Origin of the sequence: Chryseobacterium lathyri (assembly GCF_019970085.1) — a bacterium.
GTDB lineage: Bacteria > Bacteroidota > Bacteroidia > Flavobacteriales > Weeksellaceae > Chryseobacterium > Chryseobacterium lathyri.
Map to the genome: position 1 here is coordinate 682,056 of NZ_JAHXYG010000003.1, position 25,790 is coordinate 707,845.

The following is a 25,790-nucleotide window of genomic DNA, read 5'->3' on the forward strand; positions in this document are numbered from 1 at the left end:
GTGAATTATTAATGGTTAATAGTCAATTTTAATAATTTTACCATTGCCTGCAAAGCAAAATTCACCATTCACCCATAATAAACAGCCAATGTCAGCAGATATACTTCCAAACTGGGAAAATTTAGTAAAAAAACAGCTTAAAACAGAAGACATTTATTCCATCTTAAATAAGGAAAATCTGGAAGGAATTGATGTAAAACCTTTTTACAGTGAAGTTAAGAAACCATTGGCAAACCTGCCGAAAGTTGAAGAAAACACCCATCTTGTAGCAAGATATCACGAAAGCCTGGAAGAAGATGTATTTGCATTTGTCTTAGACCACAACGTAGAAAACCTTGAGCAAAAAACAATTTTTGTCAATAATAAAGACCTTGCCGGTCATATCAGCCCGAAAGAAGAAGACCAGTATTTTTCACTGATTGATGTTTTTAAAGAAAATGAAGGCATCATTGATGACCAGCTGACTAAAGAACTTTTATCAAAAGACTTCAGAAGAAACATCTGTGTTGATATTTCACTTCATCAGAATGCCGGAGCTGCTATTTATCAGCAGCTGGGAATTGCGCTGGCAAAAGCCAAAGAGCTTATTGAAGTCTATGGTCCTGAAATTTTAAATAAGCTGATTTTCAGAATAGCAGTGGGTGGGAATTATTTCTTTGAGATGGCTAAGCTGAGAGCTTTTAAAATAGTTTTTAACCAACTTTCCAAAGAATATGGTTTAAATGAAACACCATATATTTTTGCAGAGACATCTTTAAGGAATAAGGCTGTTGCAGACAGTGAAAATAATCTGATCCGTTCGACACTAGAACTGGCATCCGCAATGATTGCAGGAGCAGATGCGGTGTTCAGCAATAATTATCTTGTAAACAGAAGCACCGACAACTCCGAAGAGATTTCCTTTAAGCAGCAGATTGTTCTCGCTTATGAAAGCATTATTAATGTATTTGAAGATGCATCGAACGGAAGCTATTATGTTGAAGCCATTACCCGCCAGATTGCAGATAAATCTTGGGCACTGTTCGTTGAAATAGAAGAAGCGGGCGGTTATCTTGAGCTTTTAAAACAGGGAATTATTCAGAAAAAGATCTATGACCATGCTGTTGAAGAACAGAAATGGGTGGAAGAAGGTAAAATAAAGCTGATAGGAGTGAATTTATACCCCAAATTAGACGTTAAAAGGTCCATTGAAGATCTTTACAGCGAAAAAGGGATTAGAGCTGTACGTTGGGCTGAAATGTTTGAATAACATTAGGATTATCATGAGAAAAAGCTGGATATTTCTTCTTCTAATGTTTTTTGGAACATGTTTTTCACAATCTGTAAAAGATTTATATGGAAAATGGACGGGAACAGATGATAAAAATAATAAGGGATCTTTTACTTTTTTTCCGGATGGTTTTACGTATGTTGAATACAGTGGAATGGTAATCGATGGCAGAGATTATACAATTCCGGACGGCCCTAATCAGGGTAAAAAAGGTTATGTTCAATATGATGTTGATTTTTCTGCAAAACCTTACAGGTTTAAACTGATTGCTTCTTATAATAATCAGGAAGGACAGTTGGAAGAAGTTCAATTTTTAAAGGGACTTATTGAATTTACTAATGAAAAGGAATTTTTATTTTTTATAGATTTTGATAATGAAGATCCTAAAATTTTAGATCCATTATCCCGCAATACGATTATAATGCATAAAGAGTCAAACTAAAAGTAATGAAAGAAAAACTGATTGACCTTTTTGAATACACCCATCATTTCAACAAAGAAATGATAAAATATATTTCAGAAAACAAGCCGAAAGTTGATGAAAAAACAATCAGCCTGATCAATCATATATTGAATGCCCAGCAGATCTGGAATTCACGGATATTGGGCGAAAATTCATTTGAAGTCTGGCAGGTCAACCCTTTTGAGTCTCTTGATGAAATTAATCAGCAGAATTTTCTGAAAAGTATTGATATCATTCAAAAATCCGATCTGGATAACAGAGTGGAATATCAGAACTCAAGAGGAATAAAATTTGAAAATAGTATTTTTGAAATGCTGTTTCATGCCGTGAACCATTCAACCTATCATCGAGGCCAGATCAATTCTCTTCTGAAGCAGAACGGCATCGATCCGATATTGACAGATTATATTTTTTATAAAAGATAAAATCTAGGTATTGCCTTGAAAAATATAATGAACAGTCATAGAACGTCATTCTGAGCGGAGTCGAAGTATTTTATAATCATTTATATTATTCATTTATAAAATTTGAAAATTCCAGGAAATCTATGGAAAACAAATTATTAAACAAAGAAATTCAAAACTATATCAATGCAAATCTGAATACAGATCTGCATTCTCTTCTGTTAAAAAAATCCCCGTTTCCAAATGTTTCCATGCTGGAAATCGTCCAGCAGATTAAAGGAAAACAAACTGCCCAGAAGAAATTTCCGTTTCTGCTGAAAGAAGGCATTATTTTTCCACCGCAACTTAATTTAGAGCAGGCTTCTTCGGAAACAACGGCACTTTACAAGTCGCAGATCCTTAAAGGGAATAGATTCGCGGACCTGACCAGTGGTTTTGGAATCGATGCCTATTATCTGTCCCAAAATTTTGGCGAAGTTACTTTGGTAGAGCAGAATACTGAATTGTTGAATATTGTCGAGCATAACTGGGGTGTTTTAGACCGAAAGGCGATATTCATCAATCAAAATCTGGAAGAATTTCTGAGCACGAATAAAGAATATTTTGATGTTATTTATTTAGATCCTGCAAGAAGAGACCACAACAAAAATAAAGTATTTCTGCTTGAAGATCTTTCGCCGGATATCCTCCAGATTAAAGACGTTCTTCTTGCGACTGCAGATCAGGTGATTATAAAACTTTCACCGTTAATCGATTTAAAATATCTGATTTCGGTATTGCCAGGTATTTTCAGGATAGAAATAATAGCCCTGAAAAATGATGTAAAAGAAGCCGTTGTTTTTCTGTCCAATGAAAAAAGAAAGGAAATTATGGTAAACTGTATTAATCTGGAGAGCGGAGATTCTTCTTTTACCTTTACATTTGGTGAGGAAGAAAATACCCAGGCTGTATATTCTGAACCTGAAAAATTCATATACATTCCCAATAACAGTATTTTAAAAGCCGGAATTTTTAATCTGGTCTCAGAAAGATTCGGGCTTAAAAAACTTCATCCCAATACCCATCTCTATACTTCAGATCAGAAAATTAATGATTTCCCCGGTAGAGTTTTAGAAATGGAATCTGTTGAATCTAAGCAGATTAAAAAGAAAGAGCAGTTTAATATCATTTCAAAGAATTATCCTTTAAAACCTGAAGATATCAAAAAGAAATATGGAATAAAAGACGGTGGTGAAGGCTACCTTATTTTTACACAATCCAAAAAAGGGAAAATTATTTTAAAATCAGTATAAAAATGTTGCCGAAAAAAGCAGGATTTCTTACTTTTGGGCAATCAAAAATTTAAGCATGAAATCGCTTGCTGTTAAAATATGATAACCGGCTAAAATAATGCGATTCCATATGACATTTAAAAAATAAATTTTACATATGAAAAAATTCATTATATGTTTAGCTGTTGCAACAGTAGCCGTAAGCTGTAAAAAGATCCAGGCAGGAGGAAACAAGAATACTCTGAAACTGGAAGAAGGAGTAGAAAGATATTCCGATGATGCACAGGGTGGAGGTGAAGCACACGGTCATGAAGCTGCTGCAGGACATGGTTCTGAACATGCTGAGAAGAGATCTCAGGTTTCTATTGATTTAAATGGGGTTGCTCTGAAAGGTTTTGCTAACGGAATGGAAGACAGCATTGTAAAATACCTGAAATCCGGACAATATGCTTCTGCTACAGAAGATGGATTGAAAAATGTATGGTATGACTTTGATAATGTTAACTTCAAAATGGGTTCTGCCAATCAGTTGGAAGCTGGTTCTCAGGAGCAGTTGAGTAATCTTGCTAAAATTTTGAAAGCTTACCCAGATTCAAAAATCAAAATTGGGGGGTATACTGACAAGACCGGAGATGAAGCTAAAAATGTAAAATTGTCTCAGGAAAGAGCTGACTTTATCAAGGCTCAGCTTACCGCTTTAGGTGCGGGAGGACAGGTTGTCTCAGCAGAAGGATATGGAAGCCAGTTTGCAAAAGTGGATGCAAAAGCATCTGATGCAGAAAGAGCGTCTGACAGAAAAATGTCTGTAAGATTTACAAAATAATTTAAATACAATAAAGTATATGAATGTCTTGCTCAAGCAGGGCATTTTTTTTATTTTTAACGAAACAAATTTTTAAAATGCAAGAGACATTAAATTACATCAATGAAAACAAACAGCGTTTCGTGGATGAATTATTTGAGTTATTGAGAATTCCTTCTATTTCTGCAGATCCGGCTTATAAAAATGACGTCTTGAAATGTGCGGATGTTGTTGCAGAATATCTTAAAAATGCAGGAGCTGACAATGTAGAAGTATGTAAAACCAAAGGATATCCTATTGTTTTTGGAGAAAAACTTTTAGATAAAAATTTGCCAACAGTATTGGTATACGGACATTATGATGTTCAGCCGGCAGATCCATTGGAGCTTTGGACAAAACCACCTTTTGAACCTTATATTGAAAAAACAGAACTACATCCTGACGGAGCCATTTTTGCAAGAGGTTCTGCGGATGATAAAGGACAGTTTTTTATGCATTTAAAGGCTTTTGAAGCGATGATGAAGACAAACTCTCTTCCTTGTAATGTTAAATTTATTTTGGAAGGTGAGGAAGAAGTAGGATCCGTAAGCCTGGGAGACTTCGTTAACGAAAACAAAGAAAAGTTGTCTTGCGACTGTATTTTAATTTCCGACACTCATATTTACAGCAACGAACAGCCAACTGTTACAACTGGCTTAAGAGGCTTAAGCTATGTAGAAGTTGAAATAGAAGGACCGAACAGAGATCTTCATTCAGGATTGTATGGAGGAGCCGTTCCTAATCCGATTCACGTACTTTCCAGAATGATTGCTAAACTAATCGACGAAGACGGACATATTACCATAGACGGATTTTATGATAATGTAGAAACCGTATCAGATGCTGAAAGAGCAGATATGAACAAATTGAAAGACAATCCGGAAGAATTCAAGAAATCTATCGGACTCAATGGAGTGGAGGGTGAAAAAAGCTATACAACGCTTGAAAGAACCTCTATCCGTCCTACTTTAGACTGTAATGGTATTTGGGGAGGATATACAGGAGAAGGAGCTAAAACAGTAATTCCTTCCAAAGCTTCTGCTAAAATCTCAATGCGTCTGGTTCCTTATCAGACTCCTGAAGAGATCACGGAAAAATTCACAAAATATTTTGAAAAAATTGCTCCTGAGAATGTTAAAGTAAAAGTAACACCTCACCACGGAGGAATGCCATATGTTTTACCAAGTGATACTAAAGAGTTTTTAGCGGCTAAGCAGGCTATGGAAACTGCATTTGGTAAAGAAGTTCTTCCTTATAGAAGTGGAGGCAGTATTCCGATCACGGCAATGTTTGAAAAAGTATTGGGCGCTAAGTCTGTGCTAATGGGCTTTGGGCTGGATTCAGATGCAATTCACTCACCGAATGAACATTACGGGCTGTTTAATTTCTATAAAGGAATTGAAAGTATTCCGCTGTTCTTCCAGAACTATTCAAAATAATTAAATATTTTATAATCATATTCAGTAAAGCGTTCCAAAATCGGAGCGCTTTACGTTTTTTTATGGTAATATCCCTATCAAATGATATTTTTTTAGTTAATGTATGTGATTATTTTTAGTTCAACCTAAAATAATTACTATGAAAAAAAACTACTCTGTCGCATTCTGCTTGTTTTCAGTGTTTTCCTTTGCGCAGCAGATCATTTCGTTTGAATATTCAGATGGATTTTATACCGGGAATATCCATGGTCAGGGGACCTGGATCAGCACGCCAACCGGTGATATGCCCCCGAACGTGCTTAACCAGATCATTTCTATGGATAATGCATCAGACGGAATTAATTCTCTGAAGATTGTAAAAGAAAACACTTATGGAACCCAATCCATTCCTATCATCGGCGCATTTGATAATCTTCCTGTATTGCTTCCCTACAACGGTTTTACGGTTTCTTTCGATATCAATATGTCCCAACTTAATGGATCGATTTTTAGCTTTCAGGGAGTAAGCAGCGCTGACGAAAAATATATTGTCAGACTCGATTTTGATAATTCCGGTGCAATTAAAGTTCTGAAAACACTATCAGGAAATCCTGTAATGGACACTGCATTGGGAACGTGGCAGCCGAATTCCTGGTACCATATTGCAGTTGTAGGAACCGCTGCAGATGTTAAATACTATCTGAACGGGATTTTGATCTATTCCGGTATTGCAGTAGAATCAATGGATATAAACCAGTTGCGTTTCGTACATGATAATGCAGACGGAACAGCCTATATTGATAATGTTAAAGTATATAACCAGGCATTATTATCTGTAGCAAATAGTACTGTAAATAAGAATAAGGTAATTATGTATCCTAATCCTGCTTCAGATTTTATTAAAATAAGTACTTCTTCTAAGATAAAAAACATTGAAATCTATGATGCGGCTGGCAAAAAGGTTCAGTCGATGGTAGAAAATGATAAAATTGATGTTAGAAGTTTTCCTGCTGGCACTTATCTGATCAATATTAGAACTGAAAATGGTAATTTCTCTGAGAAATTTATAAAAAAATAGGTTAAGTTTTGTATGAAATTAGTTTTCATTATTTTTCAGATAAATTATTTTGTTATAGATTAATTATAGAAATACCTGACAAATCTTAGTCTATATAAAACGCTTCAATTGAAGCGTTTTTGTTATTTAGAGCATTAAAATTAATAATATGTCAGAAAATAAAGTAGCTTATATAACTGGAGGAACCAAAGGAATAGGTTTCGGAATAGCGAAAATATTATTGGAAAACGGTATTTCAGTAGCATTTTCAGGACGTAAAAGAGATGATGTTGAAAATGCTGAAGAAGAACTTAAGAAATATTCAAAGAATGTTTTGGGGATTGTTTCAGATGTAAGAAGCCTTGAAAGTGAAGAAGAGGCTGTAAAATATATTACTGAGACATTCGGAAGGCTGGATTTTGTAATTGCCAATGCAGGATTGGGAATATTCAAACCTGTAGATGAACTGACTGCCGAAGAGTGGAATGATATGATAGAAACCAATCTGACAGGTGTATTCTACACATTAAAAGCTTCTGTAGAAGAATTAAAAAAGACGCAAGGCTATTATATCACGGTTTCGAGTCTGGCAGGCGCCAATTTCTTTGAAAACGGAACAGGTTACAATGCATCTAAATTTGGAGTCGTAGGATTTACTCAGGCGGCAATGATTGATCTGAGAAAATACAACATCAAATCTACGGTTATTATGCCGGGATCAGTCGCTACCAATTTTAACGGAAACGTTCCCTCAGAAAAAGACAGCTGGAAGATCCAGCCCGAAGATATGGGGAATCTGGTCCTGGATATTTTAAAAATGAATCCACGTGTTCTGCCCAGCAAAATAGAATTTAGGGCAACAAAACCAGCCTAGTAAATGCATTTAATGTATTGAATAGTAAAAAAATAAGTATTATGCATGCATAATATATTTTTTAATTATATTAGCAACGTAAAATGTAACAAAATCTCAGCATAAAACACTAAGGTTTTTTATGCCTAAAAGGGAAAAAATAAAATAGTACACATGAAAATATTAGTTTGTATCAGTAGTGTTCCGGATACTACTTCCAAGATTAACTTTACGGCAGATAAATCTGCCTTCGACAAAAATGGAATTCAGTGGGTAATCAATCCTTTAGATGAATTTGCGTTGACAAAAGCAGTTAAACTTCAGGAATCTCAGGGTGCAACTGTAACAGTGATCAACGTAGGAGATGCTGCTACAGAACCAGTGATCAGAAAAGCATTAGCTATTGGTGCCAATGATGCCGTGAGAGTAAACCTTGATCCTAAAGACAGCTATTCTACAGCGAAAGAAATCGCTGCCGTAGCTCAGAACGGAGGATATGACCTTATCCTTTGCGGAAAAGAATCTATCGATTACAACGGAGGTTCAGTACCAGGAATGGTCGCTCAGCTGTTAAATCAGCCTTTCGTCAATGCATCTGTAGGTTTAGATGTAAACGGAAGCGAAGCTACAGCTGTAAGAGAAATTGAAGGCGGAAAAGAAACGATATCAGTAAAATTACCTGCTGTAATCGCAGGACAAAAAGGATTGGTAGATGAAAAAGATCTTATCATCCCGAATATGAGAGGGATCATGTCTGCAAGAACGAAGCCTTTACAGGTAGTAGAGCCTGCTTCTTCTGAGGTGAAAGTTCAGGGAGTAACTTATGACAGCGTGCCGCCAAGAGCTGCTGTAAAAATGGTTTCTCCTGACAATTTGGATGAATTGGTAAGATTACTTCACGAAGAAGCTAAAGTAATCTAAAAATTTAAAAGAAAGAAGCTGAAACAGGGACATATGTTGAGCCCTGATCTGATTTCCAATCTTTTAATCCTTAAATTTTTTAATCTTTAAATTTTAAAAAAATGGCAGTATTCGTATACGCAGAAAATATAAATGGAGTTTACAAAAAAGCAGCTTTTGAAGCCGTTTCTTATGCTAAAGCAGTTGCAGACCAGGCGGGAGATACCGTTACGGCAATCTCTGTAAACCCAACAGATTCTTCAGATTTATTGTACAAATATGGAGCATCAAACGTTATCAATGTAAAAGATGAAGGTCTTAAAAGCTTTTCAGCAAAGGCATTCGCTCAGGCTGTAAGTGAAGTGGCAGACGGAAACACTATCGTTTTCCCTCACACTACAGATGCTTCTTCTATCGCTCCTATGCTTGCAGTAATGAAGAATTATTCTTTGATTACCAATGTACTTGAAGCTCCTGAAAGCCTTTCCCCGTTCCAGGTAAAAAGAAAAGCTTTTTCAGGAAAAGGGTTTATGCATGCAAAAGCTGAAGGAAATGGGGTGATCATCACAGTTTCTCAAAATGCTTTCGGTGTAAAAGAAAGCGCTGTATCAGGATCAGAAGAAGTTAAGAATCTATCAGTAGCTAATGAAGATACTAAAGTGATCTCTCACGAGCAGAGCTCAGGGAAATTAGACCTTAAAGAAGCAGAGGTGGTAGTTTCTGCAGGAAGAGGAATGAAAGGTCCTGAAAACTGGGGAATGATTGAAGATCTTGCTAATGTTCTTGGGGCTGCTACTGCATGTTCCAAGCCGGTTTCTGATATCGGATGGAGACCTCACACAGAGCACGTAGGACAGACAGGAAAAGCAATTTCACCTAATCTTTATATTGCAGTAGGTATTTCCGGAGCTATTCAGCACTTAGCCGGGGTAAACTCTTCTAAAACCATCGTAGTTATTAATAATGATGCTGAAGCACCATTCTTTAAGTCTGCGGATTATGGAGTAGTAGGAGATGCATTCCAGATTATTCCTGCATTAACAGAGAAAATTAAAGCAATTAAAGGATAGAATAGTGAATGGTTAATAGTCAATACGCTACGCTTGTCAATTTTTTCAGATAAATTAATTCACTTGCGAAGCAAAATTCACTATTGACTTTTGACACTTATCAACAATAGCATAAAAGCTCGGCTTCCGGGCTTTTATTTTTGTCTAAAAGTGAAACCTACAATAAAAAATTAATTTATATTTGTAGCTATGGATTATAAGCAGCTAATTATTCGCGGAATATCGTACAGCCAGACCCAATCGGGGGCTTACGCTTTGTTATTGGAACATGAAGAATCACATATAAAATTACCTGTTGTTATAGGAAATTTCGAGGCTCAGTCTATTTCGCTGGGACTGGAAAAAGACATCCATCCGCCCCGTCCGCTTACCCATGATTTATTCACAAAATTTATAGTTTCTGCCCATTATGAATTGGTTTCAGTGATTATTTACCAGATCGTAGACGGCGTATTTTTTTCTAATATTAATTTCAAAAATAAAGCTAATAACGAAGAGCTGATCCTGGATGCAAGAACTTCTGATGCAGTAGCAATGGCCGTAAGATTTGACGCCCCTATTTTTACCACTCAGCAGGTTCTTAATGAAGCGGGAATTCTTCTTGAGCTGGAAGATGTTTCAAAAGAAGAACAGCCGTTCTCCGAAACCGAGCAGTCTGAAGATAATTTAAAAGCGGTATCTATGGAAGAGCTGCAAAAATTACTGGATGAAGCCGTAAAGGAAGAAGATTTTGATACTGCTCTGGAAATTCAGGAAGAAATTAAAAGGAGGAAAAAGAGAATTGATTAAAAGAACACTTATACTAAACTATGAATTTAAAATTACGACTTACCATCCTCAGCTTTCTTCAGTTTTTTGTTTGGGGAGCATGGCTGATTACGATGGCTAATTTTTGGTTCGGTACAAAACACTGGGACGGAACCCAGTTTGGAGCCGTTTTCGGAACCATGGGAATAGCTTCTATTTTTATGCCGACCATTACCGGGATTATTGCCGACCGCTGGGTGAATGCAGAACGTATATTTTCTGTACTGCATATCCTTTATGGGGTTATCCTTTTTGTATTGCCTCATTCCGCAGATCCTAATTCTTTCTTTTGGCTAATGCTTCTGGCGATGTGCTTTTATATGCCTACCATTGCCCTGGCAAACTCTATTTCTTACACGATCCTGAAAAACAGTAATCTGGATGTCGTGAGAGATTTTCCGCCTATCCGGGTGTGGGGAACTATCGGGTTTATTGTAGCGATGTGGATTACCAATCTTACAGGAAACAAGGCTACAGAAGGACAGTTTTATATTGGCGGAGCTATTGCGATATTTCTAGGAATCTATGCTCTGACTTTACCAAAATGTCCGCCTCAGAAGCTGATTGATAAAAATGCTCCATTATCTGAACAATTAGGCCTTAATGCATTTAAGCTTTTCGGAAGCTATAAAATGGCCTTGTTCTTTTTGTTTTCAATGCTTTTGGGAGCAGCACTTCAGCTAACTAACGCTTACGGAGATGTATTCTTAAGTGAATTTTCACACTTCCCCAAATATGCAGACTCATTTGTAGTACAGAGGTCTACGATTATCATGTCGATTTCGCAGGTCTCGGAAACACTATTTATTTTGGCAATCCCATTTTTTCTAAGAAAATTTGGAATTAAAAAAGTAATGTTGATGTCTATGTTGGCCTGGGTGCTTAGATTCGGATTCTTTGCTTATGGTGTTCCTGATGGATTTGGGCTTTCACTGATCATTTTTTCATGCATCGTATACGGAATGGCATTTGACTTCTTTAATATTTCCGGTTCTCTTTTCGTAGAAACAACGACTGATAAAAAGATAAGATCATCTGCTCAGGGATTATTTATGATGATGACCAATGGTTTTGGTGCTCTTTTCGGAAGCTATATTGCAGGTTGGGCTATCGATAAATTTTTCACGCACAAATTTACGAATGCTTCAGATTTATCTGCTTATCTTGACACAACAGCAGATAATCCTACTTTCCTGGAAATCCTTAAAAACAGCTTCAATTCAGCAGTGAATGCTGACGGAACGCTTTCATCTGTAGTCATGGTAAAAGACTGGCAGAATATATGGCTCTCATTTGCAATTTATGCATTGATCCTGGCCATTTTCTTTGCTGTTTTATTCAGACATAAACACAATCCGGAAGAAGTTTCTTCAGTAAAACACTAATTCTACTGATCTGATTATTAAAATATTAAATTGCACTTTTTGAAAGAAAGTGCAATTTTTTTATTTTCAGGCAACCTTTTAGAATAAATTCCGTCTTATAGTTAGAAAACCGATACATGGAGAACCTCGAAAAGAATTTTTTACTGGCTAAAAAACAGGACCGGATGGCCCAAAAGGCTCTTTACGAAATGTTTTCGGCTAAAATGCTTGCCATATCAAATTCTTATACGAATAATCTTCATGATGCAGAAGATATCCTGATCAGCGCGTTTATGAAATGCTTTACCAAGCTAGACGAATGTAGAGATTGGAAAAGCTTTCCATTTTGGCTGAGAAAAATTGTTGTCAATGATTCTATCAGTTTTGTCAGGAAGAACAGGAATATTCTTTATGCCGATATAGAAATTGCAGACGAGTATTCTGATGAAGATATAAATGAACGGCTGGAAGAAATCAATATTGAAGAAATATTTTTAAAGATGCCGGCAGGGTATAGGCTGATCTTCAATTTATATGTTTTTGAAGAAAAAAAACATCAGGAAATCGCAAAAATGCTGAATATTTCAGAGGGAACAAGTAAAAGCCAGCTAAGCAAAGCTAAAAAATGGCTTACAGAATTTTTAAAAGCAGAAGAAAATGAAAAAAGAGATACTGAAACAGTTAAAGTCTGACTACGAAAGACTCGAAATTAAGCCTTCTGAAGATCTTTGGGATAAATTAGACCAGAAGTTGGATAATATACCTGATATGCCGTTAAACCGGTCTTTTAAGTGGTGGAAGTATGCTGCTGCTGTATTGCTCTTTATTTCTGCAGGAACATTTATTTATTATAACAATTATAAAACAAAATTTGAGAGTAAACAAACAGATTATATTGTTAAAAAAACTCTTAAAAAGACAGTAAATCCTATAAATGCAGGCTTGGAAGATCAAAGACTTATTTCGAATGAGCCTATCCGGGAGAATACAGTGAAAATTGTAAACAAAAATCTGGAAAAATTTAGTTCTGATCATGCATTAATTCCAAAAAAAGAAAGAAGATCGAACGATACTCAGATTGCCGAACATAAAGAAGAGCAAAATATAGTTATTCAACCGGAAAATAATATCATTAACAATGAAAAAGCGGAGAATACTGTGATGCCAAATCCTCCAGTACTTGCAGAAGTCAAGAAATCAAAATCAAACTATATCAATCCTGATGAACTTCTTTTGGGCAGAGAATTTGATAAAGCCCGGGAAAAAGCCAGTAAAGATGAACGTAAATTAGGAGCTTTCAAATTTGATAATATTGTTCCGAATGTAGGCAATGTAACCGTTTTGGGAGTAACGGTCTATCTGGAATCCAAATAAAACTGAATTTTTTATAAAATCCAAATAATACTGGCCTGAAACAGGGACAGAGCTAAAATATTGTTTAAAAATTAATAAAATAAATATGAGAACAAAGTTGATCTTTATGGCTGCTGTAATGGCTTTTACATACAGTGCGGCTCAGGAAAAACCGGATATGAATCTGCAGATTAAACTCTATTCGAAAAAAATTGACAGCATTGTGGTTTCAGAGAAATCCAAAATGAATGCAGAGCTGGACATCGTTGATAAAGATTTTAAAGATAATAAAATCACAACGGAGGAAAAGAAGAGAAAACGCTCCGAAATTGCTTCAAAATATCAACAAACTATTAATGAAAAAGTAGATGCCCAGCAAAACGAACTGCAGGCTGCGACAACAGAAATGGTTAGAAATGCTGTTTTTATGGATCGGGACAGTACAAATAAAAACGAAATGTGGCTGGGATTTAATGGTCTTAATATGAAATTGGGGCAAAAGGGGACAAAAAATCCAAAACAGTCCTTACAGACGGTAGAATTATCCGGCAGTATAATGGGAGCAGGCCTGACCTCAAAAAATGAACCTTTTAACTTTTATAATAAAGATTCTGATACCAGGAACACCATCATCAACTCTTCAGAAATGGCAATCAGATATGAGGACCAGATCGGGGGCTTTAAAAGCCCTGTATTTTACCGGGTTGGTTTAGGAGTCAGATTCGACCAGTATGTTCCCAAATACGGAAGAGTTTTTAAGCAGAAAGACAACGCTTTGTTCGTAGATGATTTTGACAGGGGGAATTTAAAGAAAACCCAATTCAACATTACATACCTATACATTCCTGTAGATTTAAGATTTGTATTGAATCCAAAATATACAGAATATGACGGGGTTCAGTATCTTGATAACAAAAAAAGACAACTGAGCCTGGTAATGGGGATTTATGGCGGTGTGAAAGTGGGAAGTGTGAATTACATAAAATATTCAAATGAAAACTCCAGAAGGATTGTAGAAAGAGAAAGAATAATGCATGGAGTGAACGATTTTATCGTCGGTGGAAAATTCGGAATCAGTTATGGAGGTCTTAAAGTATTTGTTCAGAAAGATTTTACACCCGTATTCAATGACAGGGCTATTCTGAAGAATAAATATGGAGTTCAGCTCGGCATAGAATTCGTAAATATCATTTTCTAATTCAGTAATAAAACCGGATATTTATTAAAGATAATTTAATTTAAATCAATTTTTATTGAGGCTAACAAATGTTTGTAAAGGAATCATCCGTTTTTAAAGCACACTGTTTAAAAGTGTGTTTTTTTTTGTATTTTGGCACTTTAGTAAATATGAAAAATATTCAGTTATTAGGATTATTATTAGTGGTGGCGGGTAGTTTTCTTCCTCTTGTTCATGTTCCCATTATTGGAAACTGGAATTACTGGAAACTGGATCATTATCTGGCTATTGCATGCTGGATCTTTGCCGCATGTGCAGTTTTTGGTATTGTCAATAACAGTATGAAAGTAGTAAGGTTCTTTGGAGTGTTGCTGATTCTGTTATTTGCATTTACACTCGTTGCCGTAAAGATGCAGTCTCTGGAATACTTCAGCTTTCTGCCGTTCAAATCATGGAGAGAAGCTTTTGCAGGAGTTGTAAAGCTGAAATGGGGCTGGGTTATAGAATTTTTAGGCGCTTTCCTTATGGTTTTCGCTGCAGGAAATAAAAAAATAAATCAACGGACACAAATATGAAGCATTTAAAATTAGGATCAGCAGCTTTATTGATGTTGATATTTTCTCAGGCTAAGTCTCAAAAGACAACATTTGACAAGCCGGATCAGCCGGCTAAATGTAAAAATATAAGAGAAGGGAAATTCCTTCGCCCGAATTATCCCGAGGGAATCTGGTATATGACCATTAAAGATAATATTCAGACCGAATATTTCAATAATGGTAAAGACTACATAAAATCCTCACTGGTTTTTGTGGACGACTGCAATTATAAAGCGATCGTGCTGGATAAGACAGTCAATGATGGCCGTATCCGTATAGGAGATGTTTTCAGCAATAAAATTGTAGAAACTCAGGATAACGCCCTGAAAATACATTCCAAAATTGAAAATAGCCAATATGAGGTTATTTATATAAAAGCAAAAAAATAGAATAGTATAATGCAGTCGGAATGCAGCATTTGTTAAAAAAAGTAAATATAATACACATGAAAGAAGTATTCATCGTTTCCGCAGTAAGAACACCTATCGGGAGTTTTATGGGAAGCCTTTCAACCGTTCCTGCTACAAAGCTGGGATCTGCTGCTGTAAAAGGAGCATTAAATAAAATCGGTCTTGATCCTAAGAATGTTCAGGAGATCTATATGGGAAATGTACTGCAGGCAGGAGAAGGCCAGGCCCCTGCCCGTCAGGTAGCTTTGGGTGCAGGGCTGTCTGTTGAGACCCCTTCTACTACAGTCAATAAAGTATGTGCTTCTGGAATGAAAGCAGTAACTATGGCAGCGCAGGCAATCAAGGCAGGTGATGCAGAAGTAATTGTTGCCGGAGGTATGGAGAATATGTCGCTGGTTCCACACTACTATAATGCAAGAGTTGCCACTAAATTAGGCGATATCAAAATGCAGGACGGAATGGTGCTGGATGGCCTTACAGACGTGTACAATAAAGTGCATATGGGAGTTTGTGCAGAGAAATGTGCTGTAGATTACAGTATTTCAAGAGAAGATCAGGATAATTTTGCTATAGAATCTTACAAAAGATCAGCAAAAGCATGGAGCGAAGGAAAATTTACTGAAGAAGTGGTTCCTGTTGAAATTCCTCAGAGAAAAGGAGATCCGGTAATTTTTTCTGAAGATGAAGAGTATAAAGCAGTAAATTTTGACAGAATTGCAACGCTTCCTACCGTATTCAAGAAAGAAGAAGGAACAGTAACCGCTGCCAATGCGTCTACATTAAATGATGGTGCTTCTGCCTTAATCCTTGTTTCTAAAGAAAAAATGGAAGAATTAGGCTTAAAGCCTCTAGCACGAATCGTTTCCTATGCTGATGCAGCTCAGGAGCCTGAAAACTTCACGACTGCTCCTGCAAAGGCTTTACCAATTGCTCTTAAAAAAGCAGGTTTAAAAATTTCTGATATTGATTTCTTTGAATTTAATGAAGCATTCTCTGTAGTAGGTCTTGCCAACAACAAAATTCTAGGTCTGGATGCATCCAAAGTAAACGTAAACGGTGGAGCAGTAGCCATTGGACATCCGCTGGGAAGTTCAGGATCCAGAATCATCGTAACACTGATCAATGTATTGAAGCAGAATAATGCAAAATACGGTGCTGCAGCTATCTGTAACGGTGGTGGAGGAGCTTCTGCTATCGTGATTGAAAATATGTAATATTCTCTCGAAGAATATTTTACCATTAAGGAATCGATAATTTTTCTAAATTCTAATCGATTTCTTAATGGTTTTTCTATTTTTGTGCTACTAATATTTATTTGAAATGTCTGAAATTGAGAATCAACAGCCTCAAAACATAAAGAATAATCCAAGGATTATGAAAGCCTGGGCTGTATACGACTGGGCGAACTCTGTTTACTCATTGGTTATTACCTCTACTATTTTTCCTATTTACTATTCCATACTGACAACTGCTTATGAGAAAAAGGAGTATGTGGAAGAAACAAAATCATGGATTGATGTTCCGGTAAGGCATATGATAAAGATTTTCGGAGAAGAATACCAGCCGGATGCTGTGTACGGATATTCACTGACCATATCGTTTTTTATTGTAGTGCTGCTTTCTCCGTTCCTATCCTCATTAGCGGATACTATCGGAAACAAAAAATCATTCCTTCAGTTTTTCTGTTATCTTGGGGCAACTTCATGTATGGGATTGGCTATGTTTACGGGAATGCATAATGTATTTTTAGGCCTTCTATTCAGTATTACGGCGAGTGTCGGGTTCTGGGGAAGTTTGGTATTTTATAATTCATTTTTGCCCGATATTGCAACCCGGGATAAACAGGATGCGCTGTCTGCAAGAGGATATGTTTACGGATATATAGGCTCTGTCGTTCTTGTGGTGATCTGTCTGGTACTTATTCAGGTTTTTGCAAAAGGAGCGGCACAGCAGCTTTTATTTACAAGAATAAGCTTCCTGTTGACCGGTGCATGGTGGTTTGGTTTTTCCCAGTATACTTTCAAACATCTTCCTCAGTTTGGAGATGTTAAAGAAAAACTGCCTAAAGATCTTGTCCTTTTAAATTATAAGAATATCTTTAAAAAACATGAAGAACAGGGTGGTTTCTTTGAGGTTCTTAAAGACAATATGAGCTTTTATAAAGACATTGCCAAAGAAAGTTTTCATGAGCTTTTCAAAGTGGGTGGAGTATTGTTTAAGGATAGAAACCTAAAATTCTTCCTTTCCAGCTTCTTTTTTTACAGTGTCGGAATGCAGACTATTTTCCTGATGGCTACGTTATTTGGAAAAAGTGAAATCAACCTGGCTCAGGATAAACTGATAGGAACCCTTTTGGTTATTCAAATCGAAGCGATTATCGGAGCAGTCATATTCTCCAGGTTATCAAGAAAAATAGGAAACAGAAACGTGATTTCTATCGCTATCGTACTTTGGATTGTTGCGTGTCTTTGGGCTTATTTCCTGAACAAAGAAAATCCTACGGTAGAATATCAGTTCTATGGAGTGGCAGCAGTAGTAGGATTGGTAATGGGTGGACTTCAGGCTATGTCAAGATCAACCTATTCAAAGCTTCTGCCTGAAGACTCTATGGAAAATACTACATATTTCAGCTTCTATGATGTATTGGAAAAAATTGCGATCATTATCGGAACATTCATCTTTGCAACACTGATTGAACATTTTAATAATATGCGCATTGCAGCCCTTTCGATGACTTTATTTTTCGCGGCAGGACTTGTTCTGATCCGGTTTCTTAAAGTTAATATGCGGAAAGAAAGAGATACTTTATAACCAACTATCAATAAAAATTAATTAAACTATCATAAAAGCCTGATCTTTCAGGCTTTTTTGCTGTCTGCGGATAAAATGGTTTTCCGCTCTTTGTAGTGAGAAAAGCCTGAAAAACGTTTTCTGCTTAAATAAATTGGAATTCGGCTTAAGTTTTGCTTATATTCAGCGGAATAATTTTAACTTTGCAAAAAGATTTATTGTCAAAATGACGAACCCTCTATTTTATGCAAAAATAATTCTCTTTGGAGAATATGGGATGATTGAAGACTCCCAGGGGCTTGTAGTACCTTACAGTTTCTATAAAGGAACCCTGAAATTCTCAGATTTGAGTTCTGAATTTGAACTTAAATCGAACAAACATCTGCAGAAATACTCTGATTTCCTTGCAACGCTTGACCTTTCTGATGATTTTAAATTAGATATCGAAAGCTTTAAAAATGATATTGAATCCGGACTTTTCTTCGATTCCAATATTCCCCAGGGATACGGCGTAGGAAGTTCAGGAGCTTTGGTAGCTGCTATTTTTGAAAAATATGCGCTCAATAAGTTGGATCCTGAACAAATCTCAAAAGACAATCTGAAAAAATTAAAAACCGTTTTTGGAGAAATGGAAAGCTATTTCCATGGTAAAAGTTCAGGAATGGACCCTCTGATCTGCTATATGAACCTTCCGATCCTTATCGAGAATAAAGAAAACCTCGATAGAGTTTCCATCCCGGAAGGGGAAGCTGGAAAAGGAGCCATATTTCTTATCGACAGCGGCATTACAGGAGAAACAGGGCCTATGATACAGATTTTCTTTGAAAAAATGAAAACTGAAGGTTTCCGAAAAACATTGAAAGAAGAATTCATCCGTTACAACAACGCATGCATTGAATCTTTCCTTAAAAAAGACATGAATCCTTTCTTCAGGAACCTGAAAAAGCTTTCCTATTGGGCATATGAACATTTCCGTCCGATGATTCCTGAAAGTATTTTCAACATCTGGAAAAAAGGACTCGATTCTAATGCCTATTATCTGAAACTTTGCGGAAGCGGCGGTGGCGGATATATCCTGGGTTTCACTAAAGATTATGCAAAAGCAGAAAAAATGCTTGAAGGCTTCCAAAAAGAAGTGATTTACAGATTTTAAACAGGCTGGAATGAATTCTGAAAAAGAAACTTTCCAATCTAAAAACTATATCTCTAAATCTATATTTTACAGATTATCACAATTCGTGGGTTTTCTGATCGGTGCCCGGTTTTTTGTTGCGGCACTCCTTACATTTGCCCTGTATGTATCTACTTTTTTTCTCTTCAATCAGGATGAAACGTTTAGTAAATTTGTCTTCGATTTTAAGGTACACGGTATTATTTTCTGCACCGTTATAACTATTCTGGCGGGTGGAATCATCAATCAGTTTTATGACCTGGAAAAAGACCATGTGGTAAAACCGTTCCGGACCAGAATCCAAAGCTTTATCAAGCAGAAATATTTTTTGTATGCTTACCTTGCTCTGACAGCGATTTCTCTTGGGGTCGCATGGATGATTTCCCATAAGGTTTTTGTTTTTTTTCTTGTATACCAGTTCTTCATGTGGTTTTACAGTCATAAATTAAGCCGGTTACTGATCATTAACAATCTTACTTTTGTAAGCCTAACTCTTTATCCTTTTTTCGGAATGATGGTGTATTACGAAACCTTTTCCAAAAAGGTATTGCTGATGGCTATTTTCCTTTTTCTGATCCTTCTGTGTATCGATATTGTGAAAGATATGCTTACAAAAAGTGTAGACAAAGCATTCGGATATACAACCATTCCCAACTATTTTAAAAATAAAAATACCCAGATCATAATCATTTCCCTGTTGATTACCACAATGGCCGTTTCCATGAAACTAATCACCAAAACAGGGATATCAGGTTTTATGGCATATTACTTTACCGGAGGTTTATTTGTAATGATCTTCTGTATTTACCTTTTGCTTAAATCTACCAGAAGGAGTAAGTTATTCACACTCAATATATTAAGATTTTGGGTTTTTGTAGGAATTATGGCAATGCTCCTGAACGGAATCGAAAGCAAATTCTAGAAAATTTTCTTTAAATAAACTGAGGTTATTATTACCTTTGCAAAACTAAATTTAATAAAAAGGAATGCCCATTTTTAACGATACTAAAGTAGCATTTGCAGACAAGTCTGATGCACAATTGAGAAAGGCGTACTGGATGTTTAAAATGATTGAACAGCCCGCTCTTACCAGTCTTGGAACTTCTGTTCTTAATTTTACGGTTCACAATAATTTTCCTTTCGTGACCGGAATTGTAAAAAGTACTTTGTTTGAACAGTTCTGTGGTGGCGAGACCCGTGAGGAAAGTATGAAGGCGGTAAAACAGCTTTTCAAAAGAGGAGTGGGAAGTATTTTCGATTACTCTATAGAAGGTAAAGAGGATGAGGAAACCTTTGATGCAGTATGTAAAGAGATCAAAGATATCATTAGATTTTCTGTGGGAAATCCTGCTATTCCTTTTATTGTATTCAAACCGACTGCTTTTGGAAGAATTGACCTGTATGAAGCGGTAGGAAGTGGAGCTGAACTTACTTCAAGTCAGAAAGAAGAATGGAAAAGAGTTGTAAGAAGATTTGATGAGGTATGCGGTCTTTGCCATGAGCATGACAAAAAAGTAATGGTAGATGCTGAAGAGACCTGGATGCAGGATGCAGCAGACCAGCTTTGTGAAGAAATGATGGAGAAATACAACCGGGAAAAGCCAATTGTTTGGAATACCATCCAGATGTACAGAACCGGAAGGCTGGAGTATATGGAAGCTCATCTTCAGAAAGCCAGAGAAAAGAACTATTTCATAGGATATAAGATTGTGCGTGGCGCCTATATGGAAAAGGAAAGAGCCAGAGCGGAAGAAAAAGGATATCCGGATCCTATACAGCCTAATAAGGAGGCTTCAGACAAGAATTATAATGCCGGAATTGATTTTGTAATGAATCATCTGGATAAAGTATCTGCATTCTTTGGAACTCATAATGAGATCTCATCTGAATTGGTTATGGATAAAATGAAATCCAAGGCGCTTGAAAATGGAAATCCTCACATCTACTTTGGACAGCTTTACGGAATGAGCGATAATATTACCTTCTATCTTTCAGATAAAGGCTATAATGTAGCTAAATACCTTCCATACGGTCCAGTAAAGGATGTTGTGCCTTATCTTACAAGAAGAGCCAGAGAAAACACTTCTGTAGCCGGACAAACCGGAAGAGAACTAGGTCTCATCAAGAAAGAATTGGAAAGAAGAAAGAAATAATATTTTATAAAATATACAAAAAGACCTGCAGAAACTGCAGGTCTTTTTAATTTGCTATATGCATGTGAAAAAGAATTGTATCTATTATAAGTTTCCTCAGTTTAATATTATTTATAATTTACAATATTTACATATCTATTAATTATATAATAAAAATATTTAATATATATTGTTTTATTCATTGTTATTTGTTATATTTGATTGAAACCATTAAAAACTAATATTATGAAAAAAGCATTACTCATTGCTGCCTTTATAGCAGCTAATTTTGGCATAGCACAAACCTATAATAACGGAGGTTTAAGTACCGGAGCTACTTCTAAAAGCGGAACAGCAGCACCTGCCGGATACACATGGTCTGAACTTCAGAATAATACAGGAAATACTACAGAGTCCAATACCAGCCTTGGTTTGGGCGGAACATCCAGCTCAGCCGCGGCAAGTTTTTTTCTTGCTGATGATTTTACTGTTCCCGCCGGAAGTTCGTGGCAGATTACAACCATAGATTTTTTTGCCTATCAGACGAATTATGCAGGAACTACGGCTCCTTTTAATACAGTAAGAGTAAACATATTCAATTCTGACCCTTCCGTAGCAGGAGCAACAAGTGTATTTGGAGATGATACTACCAACAGGTTTTCTGCAGGAGTAGATGCTACCATGTATAGAACTGGAAATACTGTCGTACCTGCTGCAGCAGTTCCTGGTACCACTAGAAAAATATGGAAAATAACAGCCAATACCCCTGTTACTCTGGGAGCCGGAACATACTGGATAAAGTACCAGCTGCAGAATGTGGTGATGGCTAATGCAGGCTTTTTACCACCGGTTACGATTGTTGGAAGCCGGGGACTTCCTGCCTTTAATGCTAAACAATTTGATGCCATTTTAGGAACGTGGACTTCTCTAGTTGATGCCGGAAACCCTACTTCAGCTCCTGATGTCCCTTTAGATATGCCGTTTGTTATTACATTTACAGCGACTACGCTAGGTACACAGGAAACCATGCAGTATGACAACAGGATCCAGGTATATCCTAATCCGATAAAAGACCATTTCAGAATCAATAATCCTGAAAGGTTCAGAATAAGCAGTGTAGAAATTATTGATGTTTCCGGAAAAATAGTAAGGACCTTGAAAGGTTCCGAAGAGTATAGTGTTTCAGATTTGCCAAAAGGAAATTATATTCTGAAGATCAAGAATGAAGGTGGACATACAAAAATTACAAAACTAATAAAGCAGTAAGCTTTAGTTTTCTTCTTCAACTATTTTTTATCCCGGCCATTTTCTTTGACCGGGTTTTTTATGGCTCAAAACTTTCAAATTTTCCATTTTCATAAAAGAGTACAATCCTTTTTATCTTATTTTCTTGATTACCAATAACTTGGCTTAATATTTTATCATTAGTATTTTCTAATCGCTGAGAATTGGATAAATTTTCCTGAGTCTTATATGGGGGTGGTATAAACGATTCTCGTGGGCTCTCTTTCAGAGTGTCAGATTCCTCTTCAGCTCCGAAATCTTCATCATCCTTCATCATCGTAAACAGATCGGGTAGCGGAGTGGGTTTCCCTTTTTCATCTTCCGGTTTTTCTTCTGAAGCAGATTTTACTTCCGGTAATTCGGATTTCAGCATTTCACCTTCACCCGTAACCAGCCAGTCCCAAAGGATTTCCGGGAAGCTTGACTTTATCTTTATAATAAATTCCAGAGACGGCTTGTTTCTTCCGGAAGTGATATGCGAAATGGAAGAACGCTGTACATCGATCTCATCTGCAAACTCGGAAGGGCTGAGGTTGGAATACTCAATAACTTTTGAAATTCTTTCGTTTAAACTCATAAAAATAAGTTGTCAATTATGTTACAAATGTAAATAATAAAATTCACATATGCAAATTACATAAGTAAACGAAGTTTAATTTTATAAATATACATATGTAAATGGATATAATAAGCTTAAATAGAGCTGTTTATAATAATTCTCTTTCCACTATAACTCTATTTAACAAAGTAAACACCATTTTAAGCTGATAAATTTCCTTGATTAATTACTTTGAAACCTTCTGTTTTGTTGGGTCTCCAATATTCAGGTGTTGTCTATTAATTATATGCTAAATCAATGATTAGTAGTGTTTTAAAATATATTCAGAAGTAAAGCATATTTACTGAGAAATAAAAGATTTTAAGCAGTAAAAGATCTTTATTTGCTGTATACAAACGTAAATTATAATCGTAAGTAACTTATTAATAGTATTTTATGGATAAATATATTAAAACTTTGTTTACTAATAAATCCTTATTTTCTGATAAGAGTAATGAAGGTCATATGATAGTTAAATTTAGATTGAATTTCTTTGATAAATACAAAAAAAACAACAATTTACATTTGTATATGTATTTAATTAACGAAGTTTTCCACATTAATTTTGTTTAGCAATATTATGCCTATTTACTGATTAATAGGCTTTTATTCACTTAAAGTAAGATTCTAAATGTAATTGATATAAGCTTTATAAGTTGTTGAATTTAAATATTTTACATAATTATAAGTATCATGTTTTCAATTAACAATTTTATCCACAGACAAAATGGCAGTTGTCATTGTTTAATTAAGTTACAAATGTTAACTAGTATTTTTTGCCTAAAAATCATTAAATTTGACTCTTGTAAATTATTTATAATGAATTTTGAACAGCTCTATTCTCCGAATCCTAATTTCTCAAACCGCTATATTTCTCCTGAAAAATTATTTTCTTACTTACAGGCCAATCTCAGCGATTATATTCAGGAGATTGGAAGATCCTATTTAGACAAGCCTATTTATCAGTTAAGCATAGGAACGGGAACTATTAATGTTCTTGCATGGTCACAGATGCACGGAAATGAATCCAATGCCAGCCATGCCATGCTTGACCTTTTGGAAACTTTGGATAAGAATCCCGAAATGAAGCAAGATCTTTTCAGTAAAATCAGGCTGGATTTTATTTTTATGCTCAATCCTGACGGCTCAGAAAGATGGACAAGACTAAATGCTGCAGATATTGACCTGAATAGAGATTTTCATAATGAATCGAGTACGGAAATTAAATTCCTTAAAAAAATAGTGGCCTCAAAAAAATATGATTATGCATTAAACCTACATGAACAGAGGACTATTTTTACGACAGACGGAATACATCCGGCAACGCTTTCTTTTTTGGCTCCCTCTGAAAATGAAGAACGTACGATAACGGATAACAGGAAGAAATGCATGGCTGTAATTGGAAGAATGTATGATCATTTAAAAGAATTAATTCCGAATCAGATCGGCAGATATTCTGATGAGTTTTATCCTACCTCTACAGGCGACAACTTCATTAAGGCCGGAATGCCTACTATTTTATTTGAGGGCGGACATTTCGTAGATGATTATACAAGAAAAGGAACCAGAAAATACTATACGGTTGCTTTATATTATGCTTTAAAAGCAATCAGTGAGCTGAATTCGGATACAGAAGGGTGGGAAAAATATCTTGAAATTCCCGAAAACCAGGAAACACATTATGATATTATTTACAGAAATGTAAAGCTGAATACAGACCATGAATGCATTTTGGATGTTGCAGTTCAGTACCGCGAAATTATGGAAGAAGGTAAGGATGAAATATCATTTGTACCTTTTGTGATGGAAGTGGGAGATGTGAAAAAAAGAAAAGGCTGGCTGGAAATAGATTGTACAGGGAAAAGATTTGTATCTGCTACCAAATATCCGAAACTGGATGCGCCTGTAGAATTTACAATAGAAGATTAGAAAAGCTTAAGATTTTCATAAAATAAAAACGTCCTCAAAAAGTATTACTTCCTGAGGACGTTTTTGATAGTATATATAGGATTAGTTTACCACTTTAATTCCATTGGCTACGAACCTGATCTCTTCTTTAGGAGTCGTGATGGCATCAATTTCAGCCTGAGGTTTCTTAGCATCTTCAGCATAATGTTTCTGTTCGTCTACTGAAGTTACTTTTCTTTCTGCAGTACCCTCCAATACAACATTTTTACCTTTTAAAGCTGTTGGAACAAAGAATGCATAATCTTTCATTTTTACGAAAAACTGAGAATTATCTTCAGTCTGGATGGTAAGCCAGCATCCTTTTTTCTCACATACATCAGTTACTTTTCCTTTAACTGCTACGTTTTCAACTTTTTTATTGTCTTTCTTAAGTTTTTTGCTCAGTTTATCAACTGTGATGGCCTTAGACTCTGAAGTTACTCCGGCTCCATATGCGTCACCTACAATAGCACTTCCTTCCGGTGGTCCAGACTTTTTCTGTGATGTCTCCTGTGCAAAAGCTAAAGTAGAAATACTTACAGCTGCTGCAAATAATATAGCCTTGAATTTCATTTTTAATATTTTTTCCAAAAGTACTAATTAAAATTGAATAA

The 25,790-nt window shown here is 35.9% G+C and carries 26 protein-coding genes; 24 read left to right on the plus strand and 2 right to left on the minus strand.

All coding sequences use genetic code 11. The features are described 5' to 3' along the window. The first annotated feature begins 88 nt into the window (after nt 1-88). The 23 genes from LC418_RS12515 to LC418_RS12625 all read left to right on the plus strand — a co-directional run bounded on the left by LC418_RS12515 (nt 89) and on the right by LC418_RS12625 (nt 22,613). On the plus strand, nt 89-1,249 hold the full coding sequence (locus LC418_RS12515) for a methylmalonyl-CoA mutase family protein (protein WP_223559361.1): 1,161 nt from the start codon (nt 89-91) through the stop codon (nt 1,247-1,249). A gap of 13 nt (nt 1,250-1,262) precedes the next feature. After that, nucleotides 1,263-1,712 (plus strand): hypothetical protein, encoded by a 450-nt coding sequence (locus tag LC418_RS12520; RefSeq protein WP_223559362.1) that lies wholly within the window; start codon nt 1,263-1,265, stop codon nt 1,710-1,712. Nucleotides 1,713-1,717: 5 nt separating this feature from the next. Beyond that, nucleotides 1,718-2,158, plus strand: a complete 441-nt coding sequence (locus LC418_RS12525; protein ID WP_223559363.1) for a DinB family protein — start codon at nt 1,718-1,720, stop codon at nt 2,156-2,158. A 122-nt stretch (nt 2,159-2,280) separates the two neighbouring features. Then, entirely contained in the window at nt 2,281-3,429 is a 1,149-nt protein-coding gene (locus LC418_RS12530) for a class I SAM-dependent methyltransferase (RefSeq protein ID WP_223559364.1), read from the plus strand. Between the two features lie 136 nt (nt 3,430-3,565). Beyond that, nucleotides 3,566-4,231 (plus strand): OmpA family protein, encoded by a 666-nt coding sequence (locus tag LC418_RS12535; RefSeq protein ID WP_223559365.1) that lies wholly within the window; start codon nt 3,566-3,568, stop codon nt 4,229-4,231. A 77-nt stretch (nt 4,232-4,308) separates the two neighbouring features. Then, nucleotides 4,309-5,688: a dipeptidase gene (locus LC418_RS12540; protein WP_223559366.1), complete on the plus strand. Its 1,380-nt coding sequence runs from the start codon at nt 4,309-4,311 to the stop codon at nt 5,686-5,688. Between the two features lie 139 nt (nt 5,689-5,827). Beyond that, nucleotides 5,828-6,745 (plus strand): T9SS type A sorting domain-containing protein, encoded by a 918-nt coding sequence (locus LC418_RS12545; RefSeq protein WP_223559367.1) that lies wholly within the window; start codon nt 5,828-5,830, stop codon nt 6,743-6,745. A 148-nt stretch (nt 6,746-6,893) separates the two neighbouring features. Continuing rightward, nucleotides 6,894-7,598 carry an SDR family oxidoreductase gene (locus tag LC418_RS12550; RefSeq protein ID WP_223559368.1) on the plus strand — a complete coding sequence of 235 codons (705 nt, stop codon included), beginning with the start codon at nt 6,894-6,896 and terminating at the stop codon, nt 7,596-7,598. A 153-nt stretch (nt 7,599-7,751) separates the two neighbouring features. Continuing rightward, the gene (locus tag LC418_RS12555) at nt 7,752-8,498 is read left to right on the plus strand and encodes an electron transfer flavoprotein subunit beta/FixA family protein (RefSeq protein WP_111958055.1); all 747 of its coding nucleotides are present in this window, start codon (nt 7,752-7,754) and stop codon (nt 8,496-8,498) included. Nucleotides 8,499-8,599: 101 nt separating this feature from the next. Further along, nucleotides 8,600-9,547 carry an electron transfer flavoprotein subunit alpha/FixB family protein gene (locus LC418_RS12560; RefSeq protein WP_223559369.1) on the plus strand — a complete coding sequence of 316 codons (948 nt, stop codon included), beginning with the start codon at nt 8,600-8,602 and terminating at the stop codon, nt 9,545-9,547. Between the two features lie 189 nt (nt 9,548-9,736). Next, complete coding sequence (locus LC418_RS12565; RefSeq protein ID WP_111958051.1) at nt 9,737-10,336, plus strand: bifunctional nuclease family protein; 600 nt, start codon at nt 9,737-9,739, stop codon at nt 10,334-10,336. A 20-nt stretch (nt 10,337-10,356) separates the two neighbouring features. Next, complete coding sequence (locus LC418_RS12570; RefSeq protein ID WP_111958049.1) at nt 10,357-11,739, plus strand: nucleoside permease; 1,383 nt, start codon at nt 10,357-10,359, stop codon at nt 11,737-11,739. Nucleotides 11,740-11,855: 116 nt separating this feature from the next. After that, on the plus strand, nt 11,856-12,410 hold the full coding sequence (locus LC418_RS12575) for an RNA polymerase sigma factor (RefSeq protein WP_111958047.1): 555 nt from the start codon (nt 11,856-11,858) through the stop codon (nt 12,408-12,410). Then, complete coding sequence (locus tag LC418_RS12580; RefSeq protein ID WP_223559370.1) at nt 12,376-13,092, plus strand: hypothetical protein; 717 nt, start codon at nt 12,376-12,378, stop codon at nt 13,090-13,092. Before LC418_RS12575 ends, LC418_RS12580 begins: the two co-directional genes overlap by 35 nt. A gap of 85 nt (nt 13,093-13,177) precedes the next feature. Next, entirely contained in the window at nt 13,178-14,269 is a 1,092-nt protein-coding gene (locus tag LC418_RS12585; RefSeq protein WP_223559371.1) for a hypothetical protein, read from the plus strand. 149 nt (nt 14,270-14,418) lie between these two features. Then, a complete protein-coding gene (locus tag LC418_RS12590) occupies nt 14,419-14,823 on the plus strand; it encodes a hypothetical protein (RefSeq protein ID WP_223559372.1) in 405 nt (134 codons plus the stop codon). Then, nucleotides 14,820-15,233, plus strand: a complete 414-nt coding sequence (locus LC418_RS12595) for a hypothetical protein (protein WP_223559373.1) — start codon at nt 14,820-14,822, stop codon at nt 15,231-15,233. The genes LC418_RS12590 and LC418_RS12595 overlap by 4 nt, the downstream gene beginning before the upstream one ends. A gap of 56 nt (nt 15,234-15,289) precedes the next feature. Further along, the gene (locus LC418_RS12600; protein ID WP_223559374.1) at nt 15,290-16,468 is read left to right on the plus strand and encodes an acetyl-CoA C-acyltransferase; all 1,179 of its coding nucleotides are present in this window, start codon (nt 15,290-15,292) and stop codon (nt 16,466-16,468) included. Nucleotides 16,469-16,574: 106 nt separating this feature from the next. Continuing rightward, entirely contained in the window at nt 16,575-18,065 is a 1,491-nt protein-coding gene (locus LC418_RS12605; RefSeq protein ID WP_111958019.1) for an MFS transporter, read from the plus strand. Between the two features lie 205 nt (nt 18,066-18,270). Further along, nucleotides 18,271-19,197, plus strand: coding sequence for a mevalonate kinase family protein (locus LC418_RS12610; RefSeq protein WP_111958398.1), 927 nt, complete (start codon nt 18,271-18,273; stop codon nt 19,195-19,197). 10 nt (nt 19,198-19,207) lie between these two features. After that, complete coding sequence (locus LC418_RS12615) at nt 19,208-20,137, plus strand: UbiA family prenyltransferase (RefSeq protein WP_223559375.1); 930 nt, start codon at nt 19,208-19,210, stop codon at nt 20,135-20,137. 64 nt (nt 20,138-20,201) lie between these two features. Then, the gene (locus LC418_RS12620) at nt 20,202-21,368 is read left to right on the plus strand and encodes a proline dehydrogenase family protein (protein ID WP_223559376.1); all 1,167 of its coding nucleotides are present in this window, start codon (nt 20,202-20,204) and stop codon (nt 21,366-21,368) included. Nucleotides 21,369-21,593: 225 nt separating this feature from the next. After that, complete coding sequence (locus tag LC418_RS12625; RefSeq protein ID WP_223559377.1) at nt 21,594-22,613, plus strand: T9SS type A sorting domain-containing protein; 1,020 nt, start codon at nt 21,594-21,596, stop codon at nt 22,611-22,613. A 58-nt stretch (nt 22,614-22,671) separates the two neighbouring features. On the opposite strand, the gene LC418_RS12630 is transcribed toward LC418_RS12625, so the two are convergent. Further along, nucleotides 22,672-23,208, minus strand: a complete 537-nt coding sequence (locus tag LC418_RS12630) for a helix-turn-helix transcriptional regulator (RefSeq protein ID WP_223559378.1) — start codon at nt 23,206-23,208, stop codon at nt 22,672-22,674. A gap of 840 nt (nt 23,209-24,048) precedes the next feature. Between LC418_RS12630 and LC418_RS12635 the strand changes: the two genes are divergently transcribed. After that, nucleotides 24,049-25,158, plus strand: a complete 1,110-nt coding sequence (locus LC418_RS12635) for a M14 family zinc carboxypeptidase (protein ID WP_223559379.1) — start codon at nt 24,049-24,051, stop codon at nt 25,156-25,158. A gap of 81 nt (nt 25,159-25,239) precedes the next feature. Here the strand turns inward: LC418_RS12635 and LC418_RS12640 are convergent, their stop codons facing one another. Next, a complete protein-coding gene (locus LC418_RS12640) occupies nt 25,240-25,749 on the minus strand; it encodes a DUF4920 domain-containing protein (protein ID WP_111958007.1) in 510 nt (169 codons plus the stop codon). Nucleotides 25,750-25,790: the final 41 nt, after the last annotated feature.